This is a genomic window from Achromobacter sp. RTa (genome assembly GCF_000757485.1).
In the GTDB taxonomy this organism is placed as follows: Bacteria; Pseudomonadota; Gammaproteobacteria; order Burkholderiales; family Burkholderiaceae_B; genus Achromobacter.
This window is the reverse complement of sequence record NZ_JPYO01000037.1, coordinates 21,744-41,998: the sequence shown is the minus strand read 5'-3', so window position 1 is coordinate 41,998 and position 20,255 is coordinate 21,744. Positions and strand designations below refer to the sequence as shown.

25 protein-coding genes are annotated in these 20,255 nt (G+C 66.3%); 3 read left to right on the top strand and 22 right to left on the bottom strand.

Annotated elements, in window-relative coordinates; translation table 11 throughout:
- Window positions 1-22: 22 nt before the first annotated feature.
- Both JL37_RS15105 and petA read right to left on the bottom strand, forming a co-directional pair.
- Window positions 23-1,411 (bottom strand): cytochrome bc complex cytochrome b subunit, encoded by a 1,389-nt coding sequence (locus JL37_RS15105; RefSeq protein WP_043545065.1) that lies wholly within the window; start codon window positions 1,409-1,411, stop codon window positions 23-25.
- 70 nt (window positions 1,412-1,481) lie between these two features.
- Window positions 1,482-2,117: a ubiquinol-cytochrome c reductase iron-sulfur subunit gene (gene petA / locus JL37_RS15100; RefSeq protein ID WP_043545062.1), complete on the bottom strand. Its 636-nt coding sequence runs from the start codon at window positions 2,115-2,117 to the stop codon at window positions 1,482-1,484.
- Between the two features lie 140 nt (window positions 2,118-2,257).
- On the opposite strand from petA, the gene mscL reads away from it, so the two are divergent.
- Window positions 2,258-2,704 (top strand): large conductance mechanosensitive channel protein MscL, encoded by a 447-nt coding sequence (gene mscL / locus JL37_RS15095; protein ID WP_043545060.1) that lies wholly within the window; start codon window positions 2,258-2,260, stop codon window positions 2,702-2,704.
- A gap of 62 nt (window positions 2,705-2,766) precedes the next feature.
- Here mscL and JL37_RS15090 read toward each other — a convergent pair whose 3' ends face one another.
- Window positions 2,767-3,528 (bottom strand): aldolase, encoded by a 762-nt coding sequence (locus tag JL37_RS15090; protein WP_043545058.1) that lies wholly within the window; start codon window positions 3,526-3,528, stop codon window positions 2,767-2,769.
- 167 nt (window positions 3,529-3,695) lie between these two features.
- Between JL37_RS15090 and JL37_RS15085 the strand changes: the two genes are divergently transcribed.
- Window positions 3,696-4,703, top strand: a complete 1,008-nt coding sequence (locus JL37_RS15085; protein ID WP_231570351.1) for an AraC family transcriptional regulator — start codon at window positions 3,696-3,698, stop codon at window positions 4,701-4,703.
- A 29-nt stretch (window positions 4,704-4,732) separates the two neighbouring features.
- Here the strand turns inward: JL37_RS15085 and JL37_RS15080 are convergent, their stop codons facing one another.
- The 3 genes from JL37_RS15080 to JL37_RS15070 form a co-directional block, all read right to left on the bottom strand.
- The gene (locus tag JL37_RS15080; RefSeq protein ID WP_043545055.1) at window positions 4,733-6,064 is read right to left on the bottom strand and encodes an MFS transporter; all 1,332 of its coding nucleotides are present in this window, start codon (window positions 6,062-6,064) and stop codon (window positions 4,733-4,735) included.
- Between the two features lie 46 nt (window positions 6,065-6,110).
- Complete coding sequence (locus tag JL37_RS15075) at window positions 6,111-6,737, bottom strand: glutathione S-transferase family protein (protein ID WP_043545054.1); 627 nt, start codon at window positions 6,735-6,737, stop codon at window positions 6,111-6,113.
- Between the two features lie 419 nt (window positions 6,738-7,156).
- A complete protein-coding gene (locus JL37_RS15070; protein WP_043545052.1) occupies window positions 7,157-7,933 on the bottom strand; it encodes a Nif3-like dinuclear metal center hexameric protein in 777 nt (258 codons plus the stop codon).
- A 19-nt stretch (window positions 7,934-7,952) separates the two neighbouring features.
- Here JL37_RS15070 and JL37_RS15065 point away from each other — a divergent pair, with 19 nt between their 5' ends.
- On the top strand, window positions 7,953-9,113 hold the full coding sequence (locus tag JL37_RS15065) for a trypsin-like peptidase domain-containing protein (RefSeq protein WP_043545050.1): 1,161 nt from the start codon (window positions 7,953-7,955) through the stop codon (window positions 9,111-9,113).
- A gap of 4 nt (window positions 9,114-9,117) precedes the next feature.
- Here JL37_RS15065 and JL37_RS15060 read toward each other — a convergent pair whose 3' ends face one another.
- The 16 genes from JL37_RS15060 to JL37_RS14985 form a co-directional block, all read right to left on the bottom strand.
- Entirely contained in the window at window positions 9,118-9,480 is a 363-nt protein-coding gene (locus JL37_RS15060) for a helix-turn-helix domain-containing protein (protein ID WP_043545049.1), read from the bottom strand.
- 75 nt (window positions 9,481-9,555) lie between these two features.
- Window positions 9,556-10,347, bottom strand: a complete 792-nt coding sequence (tatC, locus tag JL37_RS15055; protein WP_043545048.1) for a twin-arginine translocase subunit TatC — start codon at window positions 10,345-10,347, stop codon at window positions 9,556-9,558.
- Window positions 10,344-10,850, bottom strand: coding sequence for a Sec-independent protein translocase protein TatB (gene tatB / locus JL37_RS15050; RefSeq protein WP_043545047.1), 507 nt, complete (start codon window positions 10,848-10,850; stop codon window positions 10,344-10,346). Before tatB ends, tatC begins: the two co-directional genes overlap by 4 nt.
- 72 nt (window positions 10,851-10,922) lie before the next feature.
- On the bottom strand, window positions 10,923-11,150 hold the full coding sequence (gene tatA / locus JL37_RS15045) for a Sec-independent protein translocase subunit TatA (RefSeq protein ID WP_043545046.1): 228 nt from the start codon (window positions 11,148-11,150) through the stop codon (window positions 10,923-10,925).
- A gap of 14 nt (window positions 11,151-11,164) precedes the next feature.
- Window positions 11,165-11,533 (bottom strand): histidine triad nucleotide-binding protein, encoded by a 369-nt coding sequence (locus JL37_RS15040; RefSeq protein WP_043545045.1) that lies wholly within the window; start codon window positions 11,531-11,533, stop codon window positions 11,165-11,167.
- Window positions 11,534-11,550: 17 nt separating this feature from the next.
- Entirely contained in the window at window positions 11,551-11,901 is a 351-nt protein-coding gene (locus tag JL37_RS15035) for a phosphoribosyl-ATP diphosphatase (RefSeq protein ID WP_043545043.1), read from the bottom strand.
- Complete coding sequence (hisI, locus tag JL37_RS15030) at window positions 11,898-12,302, bottom strand: phosphoribosyl-AMP cyclohydrolase (protein WP_043545041.1); 405 nt, start codon at window positions 12,300-12,302, stop codon at window positions 11,898-11,900. The genes JL37_RS15035 and hisI overlap by 4 nt, the downstream gene beginning before the upstream one ends.
- Window positions 12,303-12,680: 378 nt before the next feature.
- Window positions 12,681-13,499 carry an imidazole glycerol phosphate synthase subunit HisF gene (gene hisF / locus JL37_RS15025; RefSeq protein ID WP_043545039.1) on the bottom strand — a complete coding sequence of 273 codons (819 nt, stop codon included), beginning with the start codon at window positions 13,497-13,499 and terminating at the stop codon, window positions 12,681-12,683.
- Window positions 13,496-14,236, bottom strand: a complete 741-nt coding sequence (gene hisA, locus JL37_RS15020; protein ID WP_043545038.1) for a 1-(5-phosphoribosyl)-5-[(5-phosphoribosylamino)methylideneamino]imidazole-4-carboxamide isomerase — start codon at window positions 14,234-14,236, stop codon at window positions 13,496-13,498. The genes hisF and hisA overlap by 4 nt, the downstream gene beginning before the upstream one ends.
- Before the next feature lie 55 nt (window positions 14,237-14,291).
- Window positions 14,292-14,987: an imidazole glycerol phosphate synthase subunit HisH gene (locus JL37_RS15015; protein ID WP_043545037.1), complete on the bottom strand. Its 696-nt coding sequence runs from the start codon at window positions 14,985-14,987 to the stop codon at window positions 14,292-14,294.
- A gap of 33 nt (window positions 14,988-15,020) precedes the next feature.
- Complete coding sequence (gene hisB / locus JL37_RS15010) at window positions 15,021-15,608, bottom strand: imidazoleglycerol-phosphate dehydratase HisB (RefSeq protein ID WP_043545036.1); 588 nt, start codon at window positions 15,606-15,608, stop codon at window positions 15,021-15,023.
- Between the two features lies 1 nt (window position 15,609).
- Window positions 15,610-16,716, bottom strand: a complete 1,107-nt coding sequence (gene hisC, locus JL37_RS15005; protein WP_043545035.1) for a histidinol-phosphate transaminase — start codon at window positions 16,714-16,716, stop codon at window positions 15,610-15,612.
- The gene (gene hisD, locus JL37_RS15000; protein WP_043545034.1) at window positions 16,713-18,017 is read right to left on the bottom strand and encodes a histidinol dehydrogenase; all 1,305 of its coding nucleotides are present in this window, start codon (window positions 18,015-18,017) and stop codon (window positions 16,713-16,715) included. Before hisD ends, hisC begins: the two co-directional genes overlap by 4 nt.
- A 53-nt stretch (window positions 18,018-18,070) precedes the next feature.
- The gene (hisG, locus tag JL37_RS14995) at window positions 18,071-18,742 is read right to left on the bottom strand and encodes an ATP phosphoribosyltransferase (protein ID WP_043545033.1); all 672 of its coding nucleotides are present in this window, start codon (window positions 18,740-18,742) and stop codon (window positions 18,071-18,073) included.
- On the bottom strand, window positions 18,742-20,010 hold the full coding sequence (gene murA / locus JL37_RS14990; protein ID WP_043545095.1) for a UDP-N-acetylglucosamine 1-carboxyvinyltransferase: 1,269 nt from the start codon (window positions 20,008-20,010) through the stop codon (window positions 18,742-18,744). Before murA ends, hisG begins: the two co-directional genes overlap by 1 nt.
- Window positions 20,010-20,255: a BolA family protein gene (locus tag JL37_RS14985; protein WP_043545032.1), complete on the bottom strand. Its 246-nt coding sequence runs from the start codon at window positions 20,253-20,255 to the stop codon at window positions 20,010-20,012. Before JL37_RS14985 ends, murA begins: the two co-directional genes overlap by 1 nt.

The window sequence follows — 20,255 nt, the reverse complement described above, 5'->3', positions numbered from 1 at the left end:
GTTAATCCGTTATCTGGTGGGCTCAGTGGGCGTGGAACGTGACGCGCTCGGGCACTTTCTTGAAGGTGCCAAGGCGGCTCCAGACCGGCATCAGGAAGAAGAATGCCAGGTACAGAAGCGTGCCGATCTGCGACGTGATGTTCAACGGCGGACTGGGCGGCTGCGTACCGATGTAGCCGAGCACCAGGAAATTGACCATGAAGATGCCGTAGATCCATTTGTGCCACGTGGGGCGGTAGCGGATCGACTTGACCGGGGAATGGTCCAGCCACGGCAGGAAGAACAGGATGACCACGGTGCCGCCCATGGCGACCACGCCCCAGAACTTGGCGTCGATCACGCGCAGCAGCACGGCCACGACGATCAAGATGCCGGGGATGGCGACGCGCATGAGGCCCTTCAGGTTGCTCTTGACGAGCAGGGCGATGGCGCCCAGCACCGAGGCGCCAGCCAGCACCCACGTGAACTCGTCGGTGGTGGCGCGCAGCATCGAGTAGAACGGCGTGAAGTACCACACCGGGGCGATGTGCGGAGGCGTCTTCAGCGAGTCGGCGGGGATGAAGTTGTTGAACTCCAGGAAGTAGCCGCCCATTTCCGGCGCGAAGAACACGATGAACGCGAACACCAGCAGGAAGCCTGCCACGCCCATCAGGTCATGCACCGAGTAGAAGGGATGGAACGGGATGCCGTCTTTCGGGCGTCCGTACTTGTCCTTCGGGCCTTGCTTGATCTCGATGCCGTCCGGGTTGTTCGAGCCGACTTCGTGCAACGCCACCAGGTGGGCGGCGACCAGGCCCACCAGCACCAGCGGGATGGCGATGACGTGGAAGGCGAAGAAGCGGTTCAGGGTGGCGTCCGACACGACGTAGTCGCCGCGGATCCAGATCGACAGTTCAGGGCCGATGAACGGAATGGCCGAGAACAGGTTCACGATCACCTGGGCGCCCCAGTAGGACATCTGGCCCCAGGGCAGCAGGTAACCGAAGAAGGCTTCCGCCATCAGACAGAGGAAGATCGCGACGCCGAAGATCCACACGAGCTCGCGCGGCTTGCGGTAGGAACCGTAGAGCAGCCCGCGCAGCATGTGCAGGTACACGACGACGAAGAACATCGACGCGCCGGTGGAGTGCATGTAGCGCACCAGCCAGCCCCATGGGACCTCGCGCATGATGTATTCGACGGATTGGAACGCGCGTTCGGCATCCGGCTTGTAGTGCATGACCAGGAAAATGCCGGTCACGATCTGCAGCACCAGCACCAACAGCGCCAGTGAGCCAAAGAAATACCAGAAGTTGAAGTTTTTCGGTGCGTAGTACTCGGACAAATGGGCTTTCCAGGTGGAGGTCACCGGGAAGCGCCGGTCCAGCCAGCCCAACAGGCCTGTCGTCTCGACGGTTTTCTCGCCAGCCATGTAACGGCTCCTTCTCTCACGTGGCGTAATGCGGATTTACTTACGTAATGAAAAAAGCGCGACGCGAGCGTCAGGCCTTGTTGTCTTCATCGACGCCCACGATGATGCGGGTATCGCTGAGATACTGGTACGGCGGAACTTCGAGGTTGTCGGGAGCGGGCTTGTTCTTGTAGACCCGGCCAGCCAGGTCGAACGTCGAGCCGTGGCAGGGGCAGAGGAATCCGCCTTGCCAGCTGGCGCCCATGCCGCCGCCCTTTTCGAAGTGGGCGGTGGGCGAGCAGCCCAGGTGGGTACAGATGCCGACGCAGACGAAGAGCTCGGGCTTGCGCGAGCGGCCCTCGTTTTCGGCGTAGGCGGGAGTGAAGCCAGGCCGCTTGGAATCGGGATCGGCCAGCAGGGCGTCCTGGGACTTGAGGCCGGCGATCTGTTCGGGAGACCGGTGGATGATCCAGACCGGCTTGCCGCGCCACTCGACCGTTTTCATGGAGCCGACGGGAATGTCGCCGACGTCCACTTCCACGGGCGCCCCGGCCGCGCGGGCCTTTTCGGAGGGGGAAAACGTGCTCACCAACGGTATTGCCGTTGCGACACCAGCTACGCCACCCACAGCACAGGCGGTGGTTACCCAGAAACGTCGCGAAGGATCGGGCGGCAGATTTGGATCAACCGCACCGTCATCATCATGCACCAGCGTATCCTGACTCATCTTCCTATCCTTGTTGATGCGCCCGCTCTACGAGTAGCATCACTTCTGCGGCATCGGCTTCGCGGGAATATGTAACAACATAGCAACCGCGTATTATAGCGCCAGCCCACTGGGGGGCGTATCACGAAGGGAGTGCTTTTATGAGCAAAGCGACTGGTTTCGTCAAAGAATTTCGAGATTTCGCTGTAAAAGGCAACGCGGTGGACCTCGCGGTCGGTGTCATCATCGGCGCGGCGTTCGGCAAAATCGTCGATTCGCTGGTCAAGGACATCGTCATGCCGCTGGTCAATTTCGTGCTTGGCGGTTCGGTCGATTTTTCAAACAAGTTCCTGGTCTTGTCGATGCCGGACGGCTATAGCGGCCCGATGACCTATGCCGATCTCACCAAGGCGGGCGCCAACGTCTTCGCGTGGGGGAACTTCGTCACGATCATCATCAACTTCGTGTTGCTGGCCTTCGTGATCTTCTGGATGGTCAAGGCCATCTACAAGGCCCGCACCAAGGCCGAGGAAGCGCCGGCCGCGCCCGCCGCGACGCCCGAGGACGTCGCCCTGTTGCGCGAAATCCGCGATTTGCTCAAGAAGTAACCAGAAACACCCGGGGTTCAAGCCTTGGCGCATGCCCAGCCAGGCTTGAACCCCGCGCGGCGCTACCCCGCAGCCATTTGCCGCTCGACGCGGCGCGCAAACATGGCGAAGCTTGCGCGGACGATGCTCGGCTTGAGCAGGAAGTCGTGGGATTCGGCGGCCAGCTCGTCATTGACAGGTTTGACTTCCCCATACGCGGCGGCGGCCAGCAGCTGATTGCGCGCCGCGCGCTCGATCAGCACCGACAGGTACAGCGCCTCTTCCACGGACGTCCCGGCAGCCAGGAAGCCATGGTTCGCCAGCAGGATGCTCCGCTTGTCGCCCAATGCTCCCGAAATGATTTCGCCTTCCTGGTCGGCGATGGGAAGCCCGGGCCATTCCTTCAGGTGGGCGCAATCGTTGTAAAAAGGCGTCGCATCCATGTGCGAGACGACCAGCGGCCTGCCCGTCATCGACAGGGTCGACACATACGGCGGGTGGGTGTGGATGATGCAATGCACGTCCGGGCGGTGGCGGTACACCCAGAAATGGAACCGCACGGCGGGATTGGGTGTGCCCGGACCTTCCAGCACCTCCATGTCTTCATTGATGCGAATGACGGTGCCGGGGACGATTTCATCGAACGCATGGGCCATCGGCGTCGTGAGGAACGTGCCGTCCTCGTTGCGCACGGTAATCTGGCCCGCCAGGGTTTCCGAATGGCCTTCGCTGGCGAGAACGCGGCAGCTCAACGCTACCTTCTCCTTCTCGCCCCAATTCCCGAAATCGAGCTTGTTCGCGGAGCGCGCGAAGAAGGCGTCGGAATGGGCTTGTTTGTCTAGCATGGGGTCTCCTTGGGGATAATGGCTCAATTACACGCTCGCCTCCGTTCCAATCGATTGACCGATCACGAATGCGGGTTGACTCAATGCGACAGGAACCCCGGCGCATCCCGGCCATTGCCGGCCGGGCTGCTAGAGTGCCTCCAGCCTTGCCACGTGCCCGCCGAACGATGAATCCACCAGCCCGGTCCGCTTCGCCCGAGATCGATCTCAACTTCGCTCCCCTGTTCCGCCCCTTCTATGCGCAGGAGATCTCCGGATACCAGCGCGAGCTGGACAAGCTGATCCTGCCGGGAGAATTCAGAGCGCTTACCGAACAGCCGAGGCTGCAATTGCAGGCCTGTCGCCTGCGCGCCGGTGGATTGGTGGTGAGCCTGGAGGCCACGCCGATTTGCGTGAACCATCGCGCGGAGCACGCCGCCGATCCGCAGCACGCGGAATTCCTGGCGAGTTTCGTGATAGCGGGGCATGGCGTCATCGTGCAGAACGAGGCCACGCTGCTCCTGGAGCCCGGCGACATCATTTTCCGCACGACGGCGCTTCCCTCGGAGATCCACATGCTCACCGATTCGCGCCTCGTGGTGATCAAGGGCCCCCTGTCGCGCCTGCTCGGCGCGCACAGCGCCGCGATGTCCCAGTTCACCGCGCAGCGCGCCGCGGCCAGCCTGCCCATGGTGCAGACCGCCCACCGCTGCCTGCACCACGTGTTCTTCGACAAGGCGGAATCCAATCCCACGTCGTCGCTGTTCGCCGAACAGGCGCTGCTCGCCCTGCTGGCCTCGATCTATACGAGCCAGGCTCTCGAAAAGATCCCCGGCGTCGTGCGGGCGCCGGCCGACAACTGGCAGATCCTGGCCAGCTATATCGAGGCCCACATCACCGATCCGGAACTTTCGGTTCAGGCGGTGGCGGACGTGCTGCGCGTTTCGCCCCGCTGGGTGCACCGGCTTTTCAAGATGCGCTCGCTGCAATACACCAGCTATGTGCGCGAACGCCGCTTGCAGCTGGCCAAGGAGGCGCTGGAGGATCCGAGGCGGAGGCACGTCGAGGTGAAGGAAATCGCCGTCTCTTGCGGGTTCCAGCATACGAGCCATTTCATCCGCCGCTTCCATGAGCGTTTCGGAATGCCGCCCGCCCTCTACCGCAAGACGGCAGGAGCGGACGAGGGACCCGCGTAGATCCGGCAAGGCGCCGCTGCCCGGTTGTTTCAGGCGCGGCGCGCGTCCTGCGGCGTGGGCTTCATTAGAAAGGCTGAGGTGCCGGCGACGACGCCGAGAAACGCCAGGTAGATGCCGACGGGAAGAATGCTGTCGAACTTCTGCACGAGCGTGGCCGAGATGAGCGGCGCCAGCCCGCCTCCGATGGCGGCCGAGAACTGGACCCCGATGGACAGCCCGGAATAGCGCAGTTCCGCGGGGAACTGCACGCTGTAGAGGCTAGATTGCGGCGCGATCATGATCGCGTAGTTGAACGCCATGGCGATGAAGACGGCGATGCTGTATGCCACGAGCGAGCCGCTGCCCACCGCGAGAAATATCGGGATGGCCATGACGCCCAGGAGCATCCCGCCCCAGCCGCAGACACGGCGTGCGCCGATGCGGTCGCCCAGCATGCCGAAGAGCGGAATGGTGAACATCAGCACGCCCGCGCCGTACAGCAAGGCATGCAATGCGTCGGTCCGGCTGAATCCCAGCTTCGACACGGCATAGGACACCGAGAACACGAGGAAGGTGTAGATGAGGGTCACTTCGGCGATCTTGCAGCCGATGCACAGGATGAGGGACTTGCCGTGCGCGCGCAGGAGTTCGCCCAGCGGCATCTTGTCTTCAAGGGGCTGCCTGGCCTGGGCCTTTTCGCGCTTGACCTGCTCGAACTCCGGCGATTCGTCGATGCCCTGGCGGATGAACAGGCCCACGACGATGAGCACGGCGCTTGCGAGGAACGGCAGGCGCCAGCCCCAGGACAGGAAGTCTGCCTCGGGCAGCCGCGTCACCAGCGCGAAGGAACCCACGGACAGCAGGATGCCCAGGGGCGCGCCTACCAACGGCAGGCTGCCGAAAAAGGCCTTCCACTTCGGCGGCGCGTGTTCTACGGCCATCAGCATGGCGCCTCCCATTTCCCCGCCGAACGAGAGTCCCTGCCCGATCCGCAGCACCACCAGAAGCACCGCCGCGGAAATGCCGATCTGTTCATAGGTCGGCAACAGTCCGATGAGCACCGTACAGATGCCCATCAGCAGCAGGCTCAGCGTCAGCATCGACTTGCGTCCGATGCGGTCGCCGAAGTGGCCGAACAGGATGCCGCCGATGGGCCGGGCGAGCATGCCGCTGGCAAAGGCGCCAAAGGCCGCAAGCGTCCCGGTGACGGGGTCGAACTGGGGAAAGAACAGTTTGTTGAACACCAGGGCGGCGGCCGTTCCGTACGCGAGGAAGTCGAAGGCCTCCACGGCGGTGCCGACGACCGTGGCGACGGCGATCCGGAACAGATGCGGTTTCTTTTGGGGTCGGGAAAGGGGCGCTGCAGCCTGAATGGCATCCATGGGGTCTCCTCCTTGCTGTTTATTGGTATGTGTCGGCGCGGGCTATCTACGGGCCGGGCGGAACGTAGCCAGGCAATTGCCGGATGCGTTGCCGCCATGCCGCGATACCGGGGTAGGACGCGATGTCGATGGAGGCCTCCTCGGCCAGCGCCAAGTAGCCGTAACAGGCGATGTCGGCCACGGTCGGCGCATCGGCGCCGGCCAGCCAGGCGTGTTGGGCCAGGCGCTTGTCGATGCGGCGCAGGACGCGTTCAGTGCGGCGCTCCATGCCGGGCACGTCCAGCAGCGTCTCGCTCACGCCCAGGTGGTGCGCAGCCTCGGCGTTGCTGACCACGCGGGTCAGCCGCAGGGGCTGCAGGCTGTTCGCGATTTCGTTGGCGGATACCGATATCCAGGCGTACATGGCGCCGAGATAGGGCTGGGGCGCGAGCCACCCGGGCGCGTACGTGTGGGCAAGATGGAGAAGAATGGCGTGGCTGTCCCAGATGGCAAGATCGTCGTCGACAAGCGCGGGGACCTGCTGGAACGCGCTGATGCGCTCGAATTCCTCGGTCTGGTTCCTGCGCGCGAGGACATCGACAAAGACGCTGCGATATTCCTTGCCGATAAGGGCGAGAAAGAGCCGGACCTTGTAGCAGTTGCCGGAGCGTGGGTGGTCGTGCAGTGTCAGCATTCTTGGAGATCCGCATGAGGGGCGCCCGGCCGGGAAAGGCCGGATCGCGAGCCGATGCATGGAATGCTAGGGCGGTGTGCGCCCGCCAGAGTTGACAGGGAGAGAACCGCGATTGACCGGATGCGACGCGTAGCGGCGCCAGGGACGCCCAGGCCGCCGGAAATGAAAAAGCGCCCCGCAGGGCGCTTATGACGCAATGTCCCCGCCAGCGCCGTCAGGAGCGCGGCGTGGGGGCCTCGTCCCACCGCCGGGCCGCCCCAAGGTGGGACAGCCCCTTGCGAGGGCAGCCAGCGCCGTCAGGAGCGCGGCGTGGGGGCCTCGTCCCACCGTCGGGCCGCCCCAAGGTGGGACAGCCCCCTTGGGGGGCAGCTAGCTCCGTCAGGAGCGCGGCGTGGGGGCTCTTCTTCTACCTCAGTCGTTCAAGCAGGGTTGTCGATATCCACGAACTCCACCTTGATCCCGAAGCGCTCCGCCACGGCCTGGCCCAGCGCCTGCACGCCGTAGCGTTCCGTGGCGTGGTGGCCCGCCGCGATGAAGCCGACGCCTGTTTCGCGAGCCAGGTGCACGGTGGATTCGGACACTTCGCCCGTGATATAGGCGCTGGCGCCGGCGTCCACGGCGTCGGCCAGCATGCCTTGGGCGCCGCCCGTGCACCAGGCGACCCGCGCCAGCGGCTGGTCCGGGTCGCCCACGACGAGCGGTTGCCGGCCCAGGCGCTCGGCCACGCGCTCGCCCAGCTGGCCCAGCGTTTTCACGCCGGTGGCCTCGCCCAGCCAGACCAGGTTGTCCGGCCCACAGGTTTGCGGCGAGCCGTCATCGCGCAGCGCCGGGACCAGGCCCAGCACGCGGGCCAGCTGCACGTTGTTGCCCAGCGTGGGATGCGCGTCCAGCGGCAGGTGGTAGGCGTAGAGGTTCAGGTCGTTCTTGAGGGCCAGGGCCATGCGCGCGCGGCGCGTGCCGATGACGCGGCGGTCTTCGTTGCGCCAGAGCCAGCCGTGGTGCACCAGCACCGCGTCCGCGCCGCGTTCGACCGCAACGCGCAGCAAGGCTTCGCTTGCCGTGACTCCGGCGATAATGTGTCCAATTTCGGATCGGCCTTCCACCTGCAGCCCGTTCGGGCAATAGTCCTTGAAGCGCGCCGCTTGCAGGGTGTCGTCCAGCCAGCTGGCCAGGACGCGGGAGTCCACTTTACTCATTGCTTGTCCTATCAGAAACATGCGCCGATATTGGCTGATATTCGCTCAGGCCGTCACGGTCTGCCTGGGTATTCTATTCGTGGTCACGACCTTGCGGCCCGACCTGCTGCGGCTGGCCGGCCCGGCTGCCGGGCCGCAAGCCGCCACGGCGGCGGCCAGGCCGCCCGCCGGGCGCGCCATGGGGATGGTGTCCTACGCCGACGGCGTGGCGCGCGCTGCGCCGGCCGTGGTCAATGTATACACCACCAAGCACGTCAACGTGCCGCTGATCCCGCTGCCAGACGATCCGGTGCTGCGCCAGCTGTTCGGCCAGGTGCCGGGCGTGACGCGGCGCCAGGCTTCGACCAGCCTGGGTTCCGGGGTGATCGTGAACCAGGACGGCTACGTGCTGACCAACTATCACGTGGTGCAGGCTGCCGATGCGATCGAGGTCGCGCTGACCGATGGCCGCCGCGACGCCGCCAAGGTGGTGGGCGCGGACCCGGACACGGACCTCGCGGTGCTGCGGCTGGCCAGCCTGCGCTCCCTGCCGGCCGCCACGCTGGCTCCAGACCGGGGGCTGCGCGTGGGCGACGTGGTGCTGGCCATCGGCAATCCGTTCGGCGTGGGGCAGACCACGACGCAGGGCATCGTGTCGGCGCTGGGCCGCAATGGGCTGGGGCTGAACACGTACGAGCATTTCATCCAGACCGACGCGGCGATCAACCCGGGCAACTCGGGGGGCGCGCTGATCGACGCCGAGGGCAACCTGGTGGGCATCAATACCGCCATTTATTCGGAGTCAGGCGGATCGATGGGCATCGGTTTCGCCACGCCTATCGAGATTGCGCGCAAGGTCATGGACGAGATCGTCAAGACCGGCGGGGTCAAGCGCGGCTGGCTGGGAGTGGAGCCGCAGGACGTGACGCCGGAACTTGCACGCGCTTTCGAACTGGACCGCAATACGACGGGCGTGATCATCGCCGGCGTGATGCGCGACGGGCCCGCAGCAAAAAGCGGCCTGAAAGTGGGCGACATCGTGCAGTCGGTCAATGGAAAGCGCATGGTCGACACGACTAGCCTGCTGTCCGAGATCGCGCAGTTGCCGCCGGGCCAGCGCGCCACGCTGGGCATTCTGCGTGGCGGCAAGCCGGCGGAGCTGGCGGTGGTGGTGGGCACTCGTCCGGGTAAGCCGCGTTAGGGCGTTATGAAGCTTCCTTCCGCATCAGGCGGAGCAACTGCAGCACGGCCTTCTTGACGCTTTCGGAGTGCTGCCGCAGCAGCGCCCGGATTTCGGTGTCATAGGGGTCGTCGGCCTCGTTGTGCTGGCAGGCGCCGTTGCAGGTTGAGCCTGGGCCGGGCGCCACCCCGTCCGTCAGCCATGGCACGCTGGTGTCCAGCGCGCGGGCAAGCCGCAGCAAGGTGGCACGCGATGGCTCATAGCGGTCGTTGCGGGTGAGGATCCGGTGGATGCAGGACTGCGACGCGCCGGATATACGCGCCAACTGGTTCTGGCTTTTGATGCCGCGCCACCGCATCAGGGTGTGCAGCCGCTGGGCAAGTGACATGGCTGCAATTTAGGATTGCAACCCGTGGCCTACAACGTGAAACGGTCCTGCTTTGATGCAGGACCGTCCGGGGGGTTACTGGCGTTCGGTCAAGGAGCCCGACGCCGCGTCGTCCGCCGCGTCAGGCTTGGGCGTGACCATGCGGGCGCATATCAGCCCGATCTCATAGAGCAGGCACAGCGGCACCGCCAGCATGAACTGGCTGACCACGTCCGGCGGCGTGACCACGGCGGCGATGATGAAGGCGCCCACCACCACGTAGCCGCGGGCGGACTTCAGCTTGGACAGTTCGACCACGCCCATCTTCACCAGCAGCACCACCGCCACCGGCACTTCGAACGTGATGCCGAACGCCATGAACATGGTCATGACGAAGCTGAGATACGCCTCGATGTCCGGCGCGGGCGTGATGGACTGTGGCGCGAACGTGGCGATGAAATGGAATACCGTGCGGAACACCACGAAATAGCAGAATGCCATGCCCGCGATGAACAGGAAGGTGCTGGATACGATGAGCGGCAGCGCCAGGCGTTTTTCGTGCTTGTACAGCCCCGGCGCCACGAAGGCCCAGGCCTGGTACAGCACCACGGGCAGCGCCAGAATGAAGGCGGCCATCATCGTGACCTTGACGGGCACCATGAAGGGCGTGATCACGCCGGTGGCGATCATGCGCGTGCCTTCCGGCAGCGACGCGAGCATGGGCTGGGCCAGCACGTCGTAGATGGCCGACGCGCCGGGGTAGATGAACAGCACGATGAACACGCCGACCACGGCGGCGACGGCGCGCAGCAGTCGGGTGCGCAGTTCGACCAGGTGGGAGATGAAGGTCTCCTGCTGGCCTTCTTCTTGGGTGGCGTCCTGGGTCACGTCGGTGTTCCGGAGGGCAAGACGGGCTTGGCCTCGTCAGCCTTGGGCGCGCTGGGCGCCGGGGCGGGTTGCGGGGCGGCGGCAGCCGGCGCGGGCTCGGCCGCCGGAGGAAGGTCCAGGTCCAGGTTGTGGTTCTGGCCGGGCGGCGCGATCGTACGGGCGGGCTCGGCGGGAGCCTCCGCGGCGGCCGTGCCGCTGGCGGCGCGGGCAACCTCGTCGAGCTCGGCGCGGAACTGCTGGACCGGTTCCTGGAGCGAGGCTTGCGTTTCGTTCAGGGATTTCTGCACGCCCTGGGCGGCGTCTTCCATTTCGTTCTTGAACTTGCGCAGCTCGTCGAGTTCGATCTCGCGCTGGATATCGGACTTCACGTCATTGACGTAACGTTGCGCGCGGCCCAGCAGGTGGCCGACGGTGCGGGCCACCTTGGGCAGGCGTTCGGGTCCGATGACGATCAAGGCGACGACGCCGATCACCATCAGTTCAGTGAGGCTGACATCAAACATTCGACGGCCGCTTGGAAGGTGATGCGATGGGGGCCGGCCTGGTCAAGGCGGGCCCGGGAGGCTGGCGCAGGCTCAGGAGTTGGATTTTTCCTTGGCCTGCACGTCGATGGTTTCGCCGGAGACGCGCTGCTGCGCGATCGGTTCCGCGGGCTTGTCGCTATTGGCTTCCTTCATGCCTTCCTTGAAACCCTTGACCGCTCCGCCCAGGTCCGAGCCGATATTGCGCAGCTTCTTGGTGCCGAAAATCAGCGCCACGATGACCAGGACGACCAACCAATGCCAGATGCTGAAACTACCCATGATGTTTCTCCGAATTACGCGGGGGGGGCTACGCGCCCTTTCCAGGGGCGCGAGCCGCCGATGATGTGGAAATGCAGATGCGGGACTTCCTGGCCGCCTTCGACGCCAGAGTTGATCATGATCCGAAATCCGCCATCAGGGCCCGGCCGGCAGCCGTTTTCGGCGGCGAGCCGCGGCGCCAATGACATCATTCTACCCAACCAACCTGCGTCCTCGGACGTAATATCCTGCATGGATATGACATGACGTCGAGGGATAAGCAATAAATGCACCGGCGCGGCCGGATTGATGTCGTGGAACGCAACAAAATCCTCGTCTTCATAGACCTTCTTGGACGGGATGTCGCCAGTGGCGATCTTGCAGAAGATACAGTTGTCGCTCATTTTCCGGGTTTCCGTGGTCAGTCTTGGGGGCGGCTCGCCTTTTCCGCCAGGCCCGACAGCCCTTCGCGGCGGGCCAGCTCGGCCAATACGTCTTCGGGGCGCAGGTTGAAGTGGGTCAGCGCCACCAGGCAGTGGAACCACAGGTCGGCGGTTTCGCTGACGATGCGGTCCGGCACGCCGTCCTTGGCGGCCATGACCAGTTCGGTGGCTTCCTCGCCGATTTTCTTCAGGAAGGCGTCGGGGCCCTTGGCCAGCAGCTTGGCGGAATAGGAAGCCTTGGGGTCGCCTCCGTTCTCGGGGCGGCGGGTTTCCAGCGTGTCGGCGATGCGCGCCAGGATGTCGGCGGCGCTTGCGGCTTGGTTGGTCATTTGTAGATCAGTTCGGGGTCTTTGAGCACGGGATCGACCGTGGCCCAGGAGGCCTGGTCGGTCTGGCCCTCGAGGCGGCGGTAGAAGCAGCTGGCGCGCCCGGTGTGGCAGGCGATGCCGCCTTGCTGGTGCACCTTGAGCAGGATCACGTCGCCGTCGCAGTCCAGGCGCAGTTCGTGGACTTCCTGGACGTGGCCGGATTCCTCGCCCTTGCGCCACAGCCGTTGGCGCGAGCGCGACCAGTACACCGCGCGGCCCGTGGCAGCCGTTTCGGCCAGGGACTCGCGGTTCATCCAGGCCACCATCATGATCTGGCCGTTTTCGGCGTCTTGAGCGATGGCGGGTATCAGGCCGTTTTCGTCGAAGACGACATCGGCCATCCAGGCGGGTTCGTTGCTCATTTCTCTATCCATAGTCCCGCGCGCAATACCCAAAACCAGCGCGGCGCAATCCATAATCTTACGGCAATACCTTGTTGCACGCGTAAGCCGGCCCAAACAGGGGTGTTCCACCGCTTTCCTGCATTCGAGGCACCCCCATCATCAGCAAACGATCCACCCCCAAGCGGGGCCGCGCGGAGCCGGCTTTGCCGGTCCGCAGCGGCGCCCCCTTGAGGGGGGAAGCGCCGAAGGCGCTTCGGGGGTGGGGCCGTCCAGCCGGTCCGCGGCGGCGCCCCCTTGAGGGGGAAGCGCCGAAGGCGCTTCGGGGGTGGGGCCGTCCAGCCGGTCCGCAGTGGCGCCCCCTTGAGGGGGAAGCGCCGCAGGCGCTTCGGGGGTGGGCTACACCCTCACAGGAATGCCCTGTTCGGCCATGAAGCGCTTGCATTCGCCCACGGTGTGCTGGCCGAAATGGAAAATGCTGGCGGCCAGGACCGCGCTGGCGCGGCCGGTGGTGACGCCATCGGCCAGATGCTGCAGGTTGCCGACGCCGCCGGAGGCGATGACGGGCACCGGCACGGCGTCCGAGACGGCGCGCGTGAGTTCCAGGTCGAAGCCGGATTTGGTGCCGTCGCGGTCCATGCTGGTCAGCAGGATTTCACCGGCGCCGTAGGCCGCCATGCGGCGGGCCCAGGCAACGGCGTCCAGCCCGGTGGCCTTGCGGCCGCCATGCGTGAAGACTTCCCAGCGGGCCGGTTCGCCTGGGGCCGACACGCGGCGCGCGTCGATCGCGACCACCACGCATTGCGAGCCGTGGTAGTCGGAGGCGGCGCGGACCAGCTCCGGATTGGCCACGGCCGCGCTGTTGATGCTGATCTTGTCGGCGCCGGCGTTGAGCAGGCGCTGGATGTCGGAGACCTGGCGCACGCCGCCGCCTACCGTCAGCGGGATGAAGACCTGCGAAGCCACCTGTTCGATGATGGGCAGGATCAGGTCCCGGCCGTCGCTGGTGGCGGTGATGTCCAGGAAGGTGAGCTCGTCCGCGCCCTGCTCGTTGTACCGGCGGGCGATCTCGACGGGGTCTCCGGCGTCGGCCAGATTCACGAAGTTCACGCCCTTGACGACCCGCCCCGCGGTGACGTCGAGGCAGGGGATGATGCGGCGGGTCAGCGCGCTGGCAGTGGGCGCGCCGGCGCCGGGGGTGCTGCTGGAGGTGGTCATTTTGCCAATTCGTCGGCGCGGGCCTGCGCCGACTGGAAGTCGAGCGTGCCTTCGTAGATGCTGCGGCCCAGGATGGCGCCTTCGACGCCCTCTTCCTCGACGGCGCACAGCGCTTCGATGTCCTGGATGCCGGCGATGCCGCCCGAGGCGTAGACGGGGATGCGCACGTGCTGGGCCAGCCGGACCGTGGCTTCGACGTTGACGCCCGACAGCATGCCGTCGCGGCCGATATCGGTGTAGATGATGGCCTCGCAGCCGTAGTCCTCGAACTTCTTGGCCAGGTCCAGCACGTCGTGGCGCGTCAGCTTGCTCCAGCCGTCGGTTGCGATCTTGCCGTCGCGGGCGTCCAGGCCGACGATGATCTGGCCCGGGAAGGCGCCGCAGGCGTCTTGCAGGAAGCCTGGATTCTTGACCGCGGCCGTGCCGATGATCACGTAGGAAATGCCGGCGTCGAGGTAGCGTTCGATGGTGTCGAGGTCGCGAATGCCACCGCCGATCTGCACGGGGATGTCTTCGCCCACGGCGTCGAGGATCGCCTTGATGGGGGCTTCGTTCTTGGGTTTGCCGGCAACGGCGCCGTTCAGGTCGACCAGGTGCAGGCGGCGGGCGCCTTGCTCGAGCCAGCGGGAAGCCATGGCGGCGGGGTCTTCGGAGAACACCGTTGCATCGTCCAGGTCACCCTGGCGCAGGCGCACGCAGCGCCCGTCTTTGAGATCGATGGCGGGGATCAGCAGCATGGTGGGCAGCGAGAAAATATAGGGGTTGAATGGGCGGGCGGACGCAGGCCAGGGCCTACGGCTGCCAGTCTACAAAATTGCGATACAGGCGCAAACCGTGCTCGGCGCTCTTTTCGGGGTGAAACTGCACCGCGAAAATGTTAGCTGCCGCCACTGCGCAGGTAAAGGCGAGGCCATAATCGGTTTCACCAACGGTCAGGCCGGGATCCGCCGGGTCGGCGTAGTAACTATGGACGAAATAGAAGTGCGTTTCGTCCGGAATGCCGGCCCAGATAGGATGAGAGCGCGTCTGGCGGACTTTGTTCCATCCCATGTGGGGCACTTTGAGGCGCTCGGGGCTGGTGTCGGCCGGGCCCGCGGAGCCGGTATCGGCCAGGCAGGCTCCGTCGCCGGCGAGCGGGTCCGCGAAGCGCGGGCCCGAAAAGCGGCGCACGACGCCGGGAAACAGCCCCAGGCAGGACGTGCCGCCTTCCTCGCTGGAATCGAACAGCATCTGTTCGCCCACGCAAACGCCCAGCAGGGGCTTTTCGCGCGCGGCGCGCACGACGGCTTCGCGCAGGCCGGATTCATTCAGGGTGCGCATGCAGTCCGCCATGGCGCCCTGCCCGGGAAACACGACGCGGTCGGCCGCGGCGATCTCCTGGGGCTGGTTGCAGATGCGGACGTCCGCGTCGGGAGCGGCGTACTTCAAGGCGCGGGCGACGGAGTGGAAATTGCCCATTCCGTAGTCGACGATGGCGATAGTGGTCACTTCTGTCTGCCTGGAGCGGTGGGATCGCGAACGTTACAGCACGCCCTTGGTGGAGGGCACGACGTCGCCCATGCGGGGGTCGACTTCCAGGGCCATGCGCAGCGCGCGGCCACAGGCCTTGAACACCGTTTCCGCCTGATGGTGGGCGTTGAAGCCGCGCAGGTTGTCGATGTGCAGCGTGATCAGGGCGTGGTTGACCAGGCCCTGGAAGAATTCGCGGGTCAGGTCCACGTCGAAATCGCCGATGCGGGCGCGGGTGAAGGGGATGTGGTACTCGAGGCCGGGCCGGCCCGAGAAGTCCACCACCACGCGCGACAGGGCTTCGTCCAGCGGCACGTAGGCATGGCCGTAGCGGCGCAGGCCGGCCTTGGTGCCGGCCGCCTTGGCGATGGCCATGCCCAGCGTGATGCCCACGTCTTCCACCGTGTGGTGCGCATCGATGTGCAGGTCGCCCTCGGCCTTGATGTCGAGATCGATCAGGCCATGGCGGGCGATCTGGTCCAGCATGTGGTCCAGGAAGGGCACGCCGGTGTCGATCGTCTGCTTGCCGGTGCCGTCGAGGTTGATGGCCACGCGGATGCGGGTTTCGTTGGTGTTGCGGGTGATCTCTGCGGTACGCATGTTAAGCACTCAAAATCTCTTGCAGGGCGGAGAGCAAGGCGGCGTTTTCAGCCGGGGCGCCCACCGAGATGCGCAGGCAGTTGGCCAGTAGCGGATGGGCGTTGGAGAAGTTGCGAATCAATATTTTGCGCGTTTTCAGGGCGAGATGCACGGCGTTGCCGTCCAGCTTGCCGGAAAAGCGGGCAAGAACGAAGTTTCCGGCGGAAGGGAATACCCGTACGCCGGGCAGCCGGGCCAGGGCGGCCGCCAGCGGTTCGCGGTCCGCGCGCAGCCGGGCGGCCTGTTCGTCCAGCACCGCCTTGTGGCGCAGCACGGCCATCAAGGTCGCCTGGGTGAGCACGTCCAGGTTGTAGGGCGGGCGGACCTTGTCCAGTTCGGCGACCCAGGAGGGATGGCCGGCCAGATAGCCGAAGCGCAGGCCGGCCAGGCCGATCTTGGACACCGTGCGCATGACGACCACGTTGGGCGCGTCCAGCACCTGGGGCATCCAGGTGCTGCCGGCGAAGGGCTGGTAGGCCTCGTCCAGCACCACCAGCCCGGGGGCGGCGGCGATGATGGCCTGGATCGCGTCGTCGGGCCACAATCCCCCGGTGGGGTTGTTGGGCGCCGCCAGGAAGACCACCTTGGGCCGGTGTTCGCGAATGGCGGCCAGCATGGCCGGCAGGTCGAGCTCCAGGTCGTCCGTCAGCGGCACGCCCACGAAGCGGGCGTGGTCGAAACGCGCCGCCATATCGAAATACACGAACGAGGGCCAGGGCGACAGCACGGTGTCGCCGGGGTTGCAGCAGGCCTGCACGACGAGGTGGATGAGTTCGTCCGAGCCGTTGCCGAACAGCACGTCCGCCGCCTCCGGAACGCCGAAGGCCGTCTTGATGGCCCGTTTCAGCGCCGAAAGGTCGGCGGCGGGATAGCGGTTCAGCGGAGTATCGCGCACGGCGCGGGCGATGTCCTCGCGAACCGCTTCCGGCAGTTCGTAGGGGCATTCCATGGCGTCCAGCTTGATGCAGCCGTCGGCATGCGCCACGGGGTAGGCGGCCAGCTCGCGGATGTCCGCCCGGACCGTGCCGGCGATGCGGCCGGCGATGCTTTCCGCCGGGGCAGGGCTCATGGCTTGTCGACCCGGTACTGGGCGCTGGCGGCGTGCGCCTGCAGGCCCTCGCCCAGCGCCAGCTCGGCGGCGATGCGGCCCAGGGTCTGCGCGCCCTGGTGCGAGACCTGGATCAGGCTGGAGCGCTTCTGGAAGTCGTAGACGCCCAGCGGCGACGAAAAGCGGGCCGTGCGCGAGGTCGGCAGCACGTGGTTCGGCCCGGCGCAGTAGTCGCCCAAGGCCTCGGAGCTGAAGCGTCCCATGAAGATCGCGCCGGCGTGGCGGATCTGCGCCGTCCATTTCTCGGGCTGCTCGGTGGAGATCTCCAGGTGCTCGGGCGCGATGTCGTTGGCGATGCTGCACGCTTCTTCCAGGCTCCGGACCAGGATCAGCGCGCCGCGGTTCGCCAGGCTGGTCCGCAGGATGTCGGCGCGCGGCATCGTGGGCAGCAGGCGTTCGATGGCGGCCTGGACCTCTTCGATGAAGGCGGCGTCCGGGCACAGCAGGATGGACTGCGCAAGCTCGTCGTGCTCGGCCTGCGAGAACAGGTCCATGGCGATCCAGTCGGCCGGCGTCTTGCCGTCGCAGATGACCAGGATTTCGCTGGGGCCGGCGATCATGTCGATGCCGACCACGCCGAACACGCGGCGCTTGGCGGCGGCGACGTAGGCGTTGCCGGGGCCGACGATCTTGTCGACGGCCGGCACGGTGGCCGTGCCGTAGGCCAGCGCGCCCACGGCCTGCGCGCCGCCGATGGCGAACACGCGGTCCACGCCGCCGATGGCGGCCGCGGCCAGGACGATGGGGTTGCGCACGCCGTCGGGCGTGGGCGTGACCATGATCAGGTCCTGCACGCCGGCGACCTTGGCCGGGATGGCGTTCATCAGCACCGACGACGGGTAGGCGGCCTTGCCGCCGGGCACGTACAGGCCCACGCGGTCCAGCGGGGTCACTTGCTGGCCCAGCATCGTGCCGTCCGGCTCGGTGTAGGTCCAGGTCTCGGCGCGCTGGCGTTCGTGGTAGCTGCGCACGCGGTCGGCGGCGGCCTCCAGCGCGTTGCGCTGGGCGGCCGGCAGCGCGGCCAGGGCGGCATGCCAGTCCGCCTTGGGGATCTCCAGCGTTTCGGCCGACGCGCCGGGCATGCGGTCGAAGCGCTGCGTGTATTCCACCAGGGCGGCGTCGCCGCGGGCGCGCACGTCCGCCAGGATGCCGGCCGCGGCGCGGTCGATGGACTCGTCCTCGGTGGCCTCGAAGGCCAGCAGCTTGGACAGGGCGGATTGGAATCCGGGATCGCGGGAGTCGAGACGATTGATCAGGGCCATGGCGTCATGGGGCAAGCAGGTAACGGCCGCCGCGGCGTCGCGGCGGGCGGGGGTCAGGCGTTGCGGGCAGCGGCTCTTTCGAAAGCGTCCAGCAGGGGTTGCAGGCGGGCGCCACGGGTCTTCAGCGCAGCCTGGTTGACGATCAGGCGCGACGAGATGGGCATGATGTCTTCCACGGCGACCAGGTCGTTGGCGCGCAGCGTGCCGCCCGTGGAAACCAGGTCCACGATGCAATCGGCCAGGCCGACAAGCGGCGCCAGCTCCATCGAACCATACAGCTTGATGATGTCTACGTACACGCCCTTGGACGCAAAGTGTTCACGGGCTGAATGCACATACTTGGTGGCCACCCGCAGCCGCGCGCCCTGGTGCACCGCGCCTTCGTAGTCGAAGCCCTTGCGTGCCGCCACGGCCAGGCGGCACTTGGCGATGTTCAGGTCGATGGGCTGGTACAGGCCGCCGGGCTGCTCCTTGGCGTGCTCGATCAGCACGTCCTTGCCCGCGATGCCGATGTCGGCCGCGCCGTACTGCACGTAGGTGGGCACGTCCGAGGCCCGCACGATGATCAGGCGCAGGCCGGGATCGCTGGTGGGCAGGATCAGCTTGCGCGAGCTTTCGGGGTTCTCGGGGACCTCGATGCCGGCCTCGGCCAGCAGGGGCATGGTTTCCTCGAAGATCCGCCCTTTGGACAACGCCAGGGTCAGGGGCGTGGTCGTCTCGCTCATCAAGCATTCTCCTTGCCGCTGACGCGTTGGATGTCGGCGCCCAGGGCGCGCAGCTTCAGTTCCATGCGGTCGTAGCCGCGGTCCAGATGGTAGATGCGGTCGACCAGGGTTTCGCCCTCGGCGGCCAGGCCGGCGATGACCAGGCTGGCCGAGGCGCGCAGGTCGGTGGCCATGACGGTGGCGCCCGACAGGCGCCGCACGCCGCGCACGGTGGCGGTGTGGCCGTCGATGCCGATGTCCGCGCCCATGCGGCGCAGCTCCTGCACGTGCATGTAGCGGTTCTCGAAGATCGTTTCCTCGATGACCGAGGTGCCCTCGGCCACGGTGTTCAGGGCCATGACCTGGGCCTGCATGTCGGTGGCGAAGCCCGGGTATTCCTGCGTACGGAATCCCACGGCGCGGGGGCGCGAGGACATGGCGCCGCGGATCCAGTCGGGGCCGGTTTCGATGGTGAGTCCGGCTTCGACCAGCTTGTCCAGGGTGGCGCCGAGAATGCCGGCGTCGGTGTTGCGCAGGACGATGTCGCCGCCCGCCGCGCCCACGGCGCACAGGAAGGTGCCGGCCTCGATGCGGTCGGAGATGACGCGGTGTTCGGCGCCGTGCAGGCGCTCCACGCCGTCGATCACTATGCGGCTGGTGCCGTGGCCTTGGATGCGCGCGCCCATCTTGATGAGCAATTCAGCCAGGTCCACCACTTCGGGTTCGCAGGCGGCGTTCTCCAGCACCGTCTGGCCCTCGGCCAGCACGGCGGCCATCAGCAGGTTCTCGGTGCCCGTGACGGTGACCATGTCGGTGCGGACCGAGGCGCCCTTCAGGCGCTTGGCCCGCGCCACCACGAAGCCGTGCTCGATGCTGATTTCCGCGCCCAGCGCCGCCAGGCCCTTGATGTGCTGGTCCACGGGGCGCTGGCCGATGCTGCAGCCGCCGGGCAGGCTGACGCGGGCCTCGCCGAAGCGCGCGACCAGCGGGCCCAGCACCAGGATGGAGGCGCGCATGGTCTTGACCAGCTCGTACGGGGCTTCCAGCTTGCCGACCTTGTCGGCCCGCAGGGTGACGACGCCGTCCTTGCCGCGCTGCGCGTGCACGTCCATCTGGCCGAGCAGGCGCAGCATGGTGGCCGTGTCGTTCAGGTGGGGGACGTTGGACAGGGTCAGCGTATCGGCCGTCAGGAGGCTTGCGCAGAGGATCGGCAGGGCCGAGTTCTTGGCGCCGGAAATGGAGATCTCGCCATGCAGCGGCGAGCCCCCGGTGATGCGTAGCTTGTCCATCATTGGCCCGCCTGCCGGTATTCGTCGGGCGTCAGGGTGCGCATGGAGAGCGCATGGATCTCGGCCTTCATGCGGTCGCCCAATGCGGCATAGACCAGTTGATGGCGCTGGATGAGGCGCTTGCCTTCGAAGGCGGCGCTGACGATGACCGCGTCGAAATGCGAGCCGTCGCCTTGCACGTCGAGATGTTCACAGGGCAGGCCGTCCGCGATGTATTGGCGGACTTGCGCGGGAGTGGGAAGCAT

Coding starts and splice junctions, on each gene's coding strand:
- JL37_RS15080 (WP_043545055.1), bottom strand. CDS start 6,064: ATGGATGCCATTCAGGCTGCAGCGCCCCTTTCCCGACCCCAAAAGAAA.
- petA (WP_043545062.1), bottom strand. CDS start 2,117: ATGAGTCAGGATACGCTGGTGCATGATGATGACGGTGCGGTTGATCCA.
- JL37_RS15105 (WP_043545065.1), bottom strand. CDS start 1,411: ATGGCTGGCGAGAAAACCGTCGAGACGACAGGCCTGTTGGGCTGGCTG.
- JL37_RS15070 (WP_043545052.1), bottom strand. CDS start 7,933: ATGAGTAAAGTGGACTCCCGCGTCCTGGCCAGCTGGCTGGACGACACC.
- JL37_RS15035 (WP_043545043.1), bottom strand. CDS start 11,901: ATGACCAACCAAGCCGCAAGCGCCGCCGACATCCTGGCGCGCATCGCC.
- murA (WP_043545095.1), bottom strand. CDS start 20,010: ATGGACAAGCTACGCATCACCGGGGGCTCGCCGCTGCATGGCGAGATC.
- tatA (WP_043545046.1), bottom strand. CDS start 11,150: ATGGGTAGTTTCAGCATCTGGCATTGGTTGGTCGTCCTGGTCATCGTG.
- hisI (WP_043545041.1), bottom strand. CDS start 12,302: ATGAGCAACGAACCCGCCTGGATGGCCGATGTCGTCTTCGACGAAAAC.
- hisC (WP_043545035.1), bottom strand. CDS start 16,716: ATGAGCCCTGCCCCGGCGGAAAGCATCGCCGGCCGCATCGCCGGCACG.
- hisF (WP_043545039.1), bottom strand. CDS start 13,499: ATGACCACCTCCAGCAGCACCCCCGGCGCCGGCGCGCCCACTGCCAGC.
- tatB (WP_043545047.1), bottom strand. CDS start 10,850: ATGTTTGATGTCAGCCTCACTGAACTGATGGTGATCGGCGTCGTCGCC.
- JL37_RS15065 (WP_043545050.1), top strand. CDS start 7,953: ATGCGCCGATATTGGCTGATATTCGCTCAGGCCGTCACGGTCTGCCTG.
- JL37_RS15040 (WP_043545045.1), bottom strand. CDS start 11,533: ATGAGCGACAACTGTATCTTCTGCAAGATCGCCACTGGCGACATCCCG.
- hisD (WP_043545034.1), bottom strand. CDS start 18,017: ATGGCCCTGATCAATCGTCTCGACTCCCGCGATCCCGGATTCCAATCC.
- JL37_RS14985 (WP_043545032.1), bottom strand. CDS start 20,255: ATGCTTCCCACTCCCGCGCAAGTCCGCCAATACATCGCGGACGGCCTG.
- JL37_RS15060 (WP_043545049.1), bottom strand. CDS start 9,480: ATGTCACTTGCCCAGCGGCTGCACACCCTGATGCGGTGGCGCGGCATC.
- JL37_RS15085 (WP_231570351.1), top strand. CDS start 3,696: ATGAATCCACCAGCCCGGTCCGCTTCGCCCGAGATCGATCTCAACTTC.
- hisA (WP_043545038.1), bottom strand. CDS start 14,236: ATGCTGCTGATCCCCGCCATCGATCTCAAAGACGGGCGCTGCGTGCGC.
- JL37_RS15075 (WP_043545054.1), bottom strand. CDS start 6,737: ATGCTGACACTGCACGACCACCCACGCTCCGGCAACTGCTACAAGGTC.
- JL37_RS15090 (WP_043545058.1), bottom strand. CDS start 3,528: ATGCTAGACAAACAAGCCCATTCCGACGCCTTCTTCGCGCGCTCCGCG.
- hisB (WP_043545036.1), bottom strand. CDS start 15,608: ATGCGTACCGCAGAGATCACCCGCAACACCAACGAAACCCGCATCCGC.
- mscL (WP_043545060.1), top strand. CDS start 2,258: ATGAGCAAAGCGACTGGTTTCGTCAAAGAATTTCGAGATTTCGCTGTA.
- hisG (WP_043545033.1), bottom strand. CDS start 18,742: ATGAGCGAGACGACCACGCCCCTGACCCTGGCGTTGTCCAAAGGGCGG.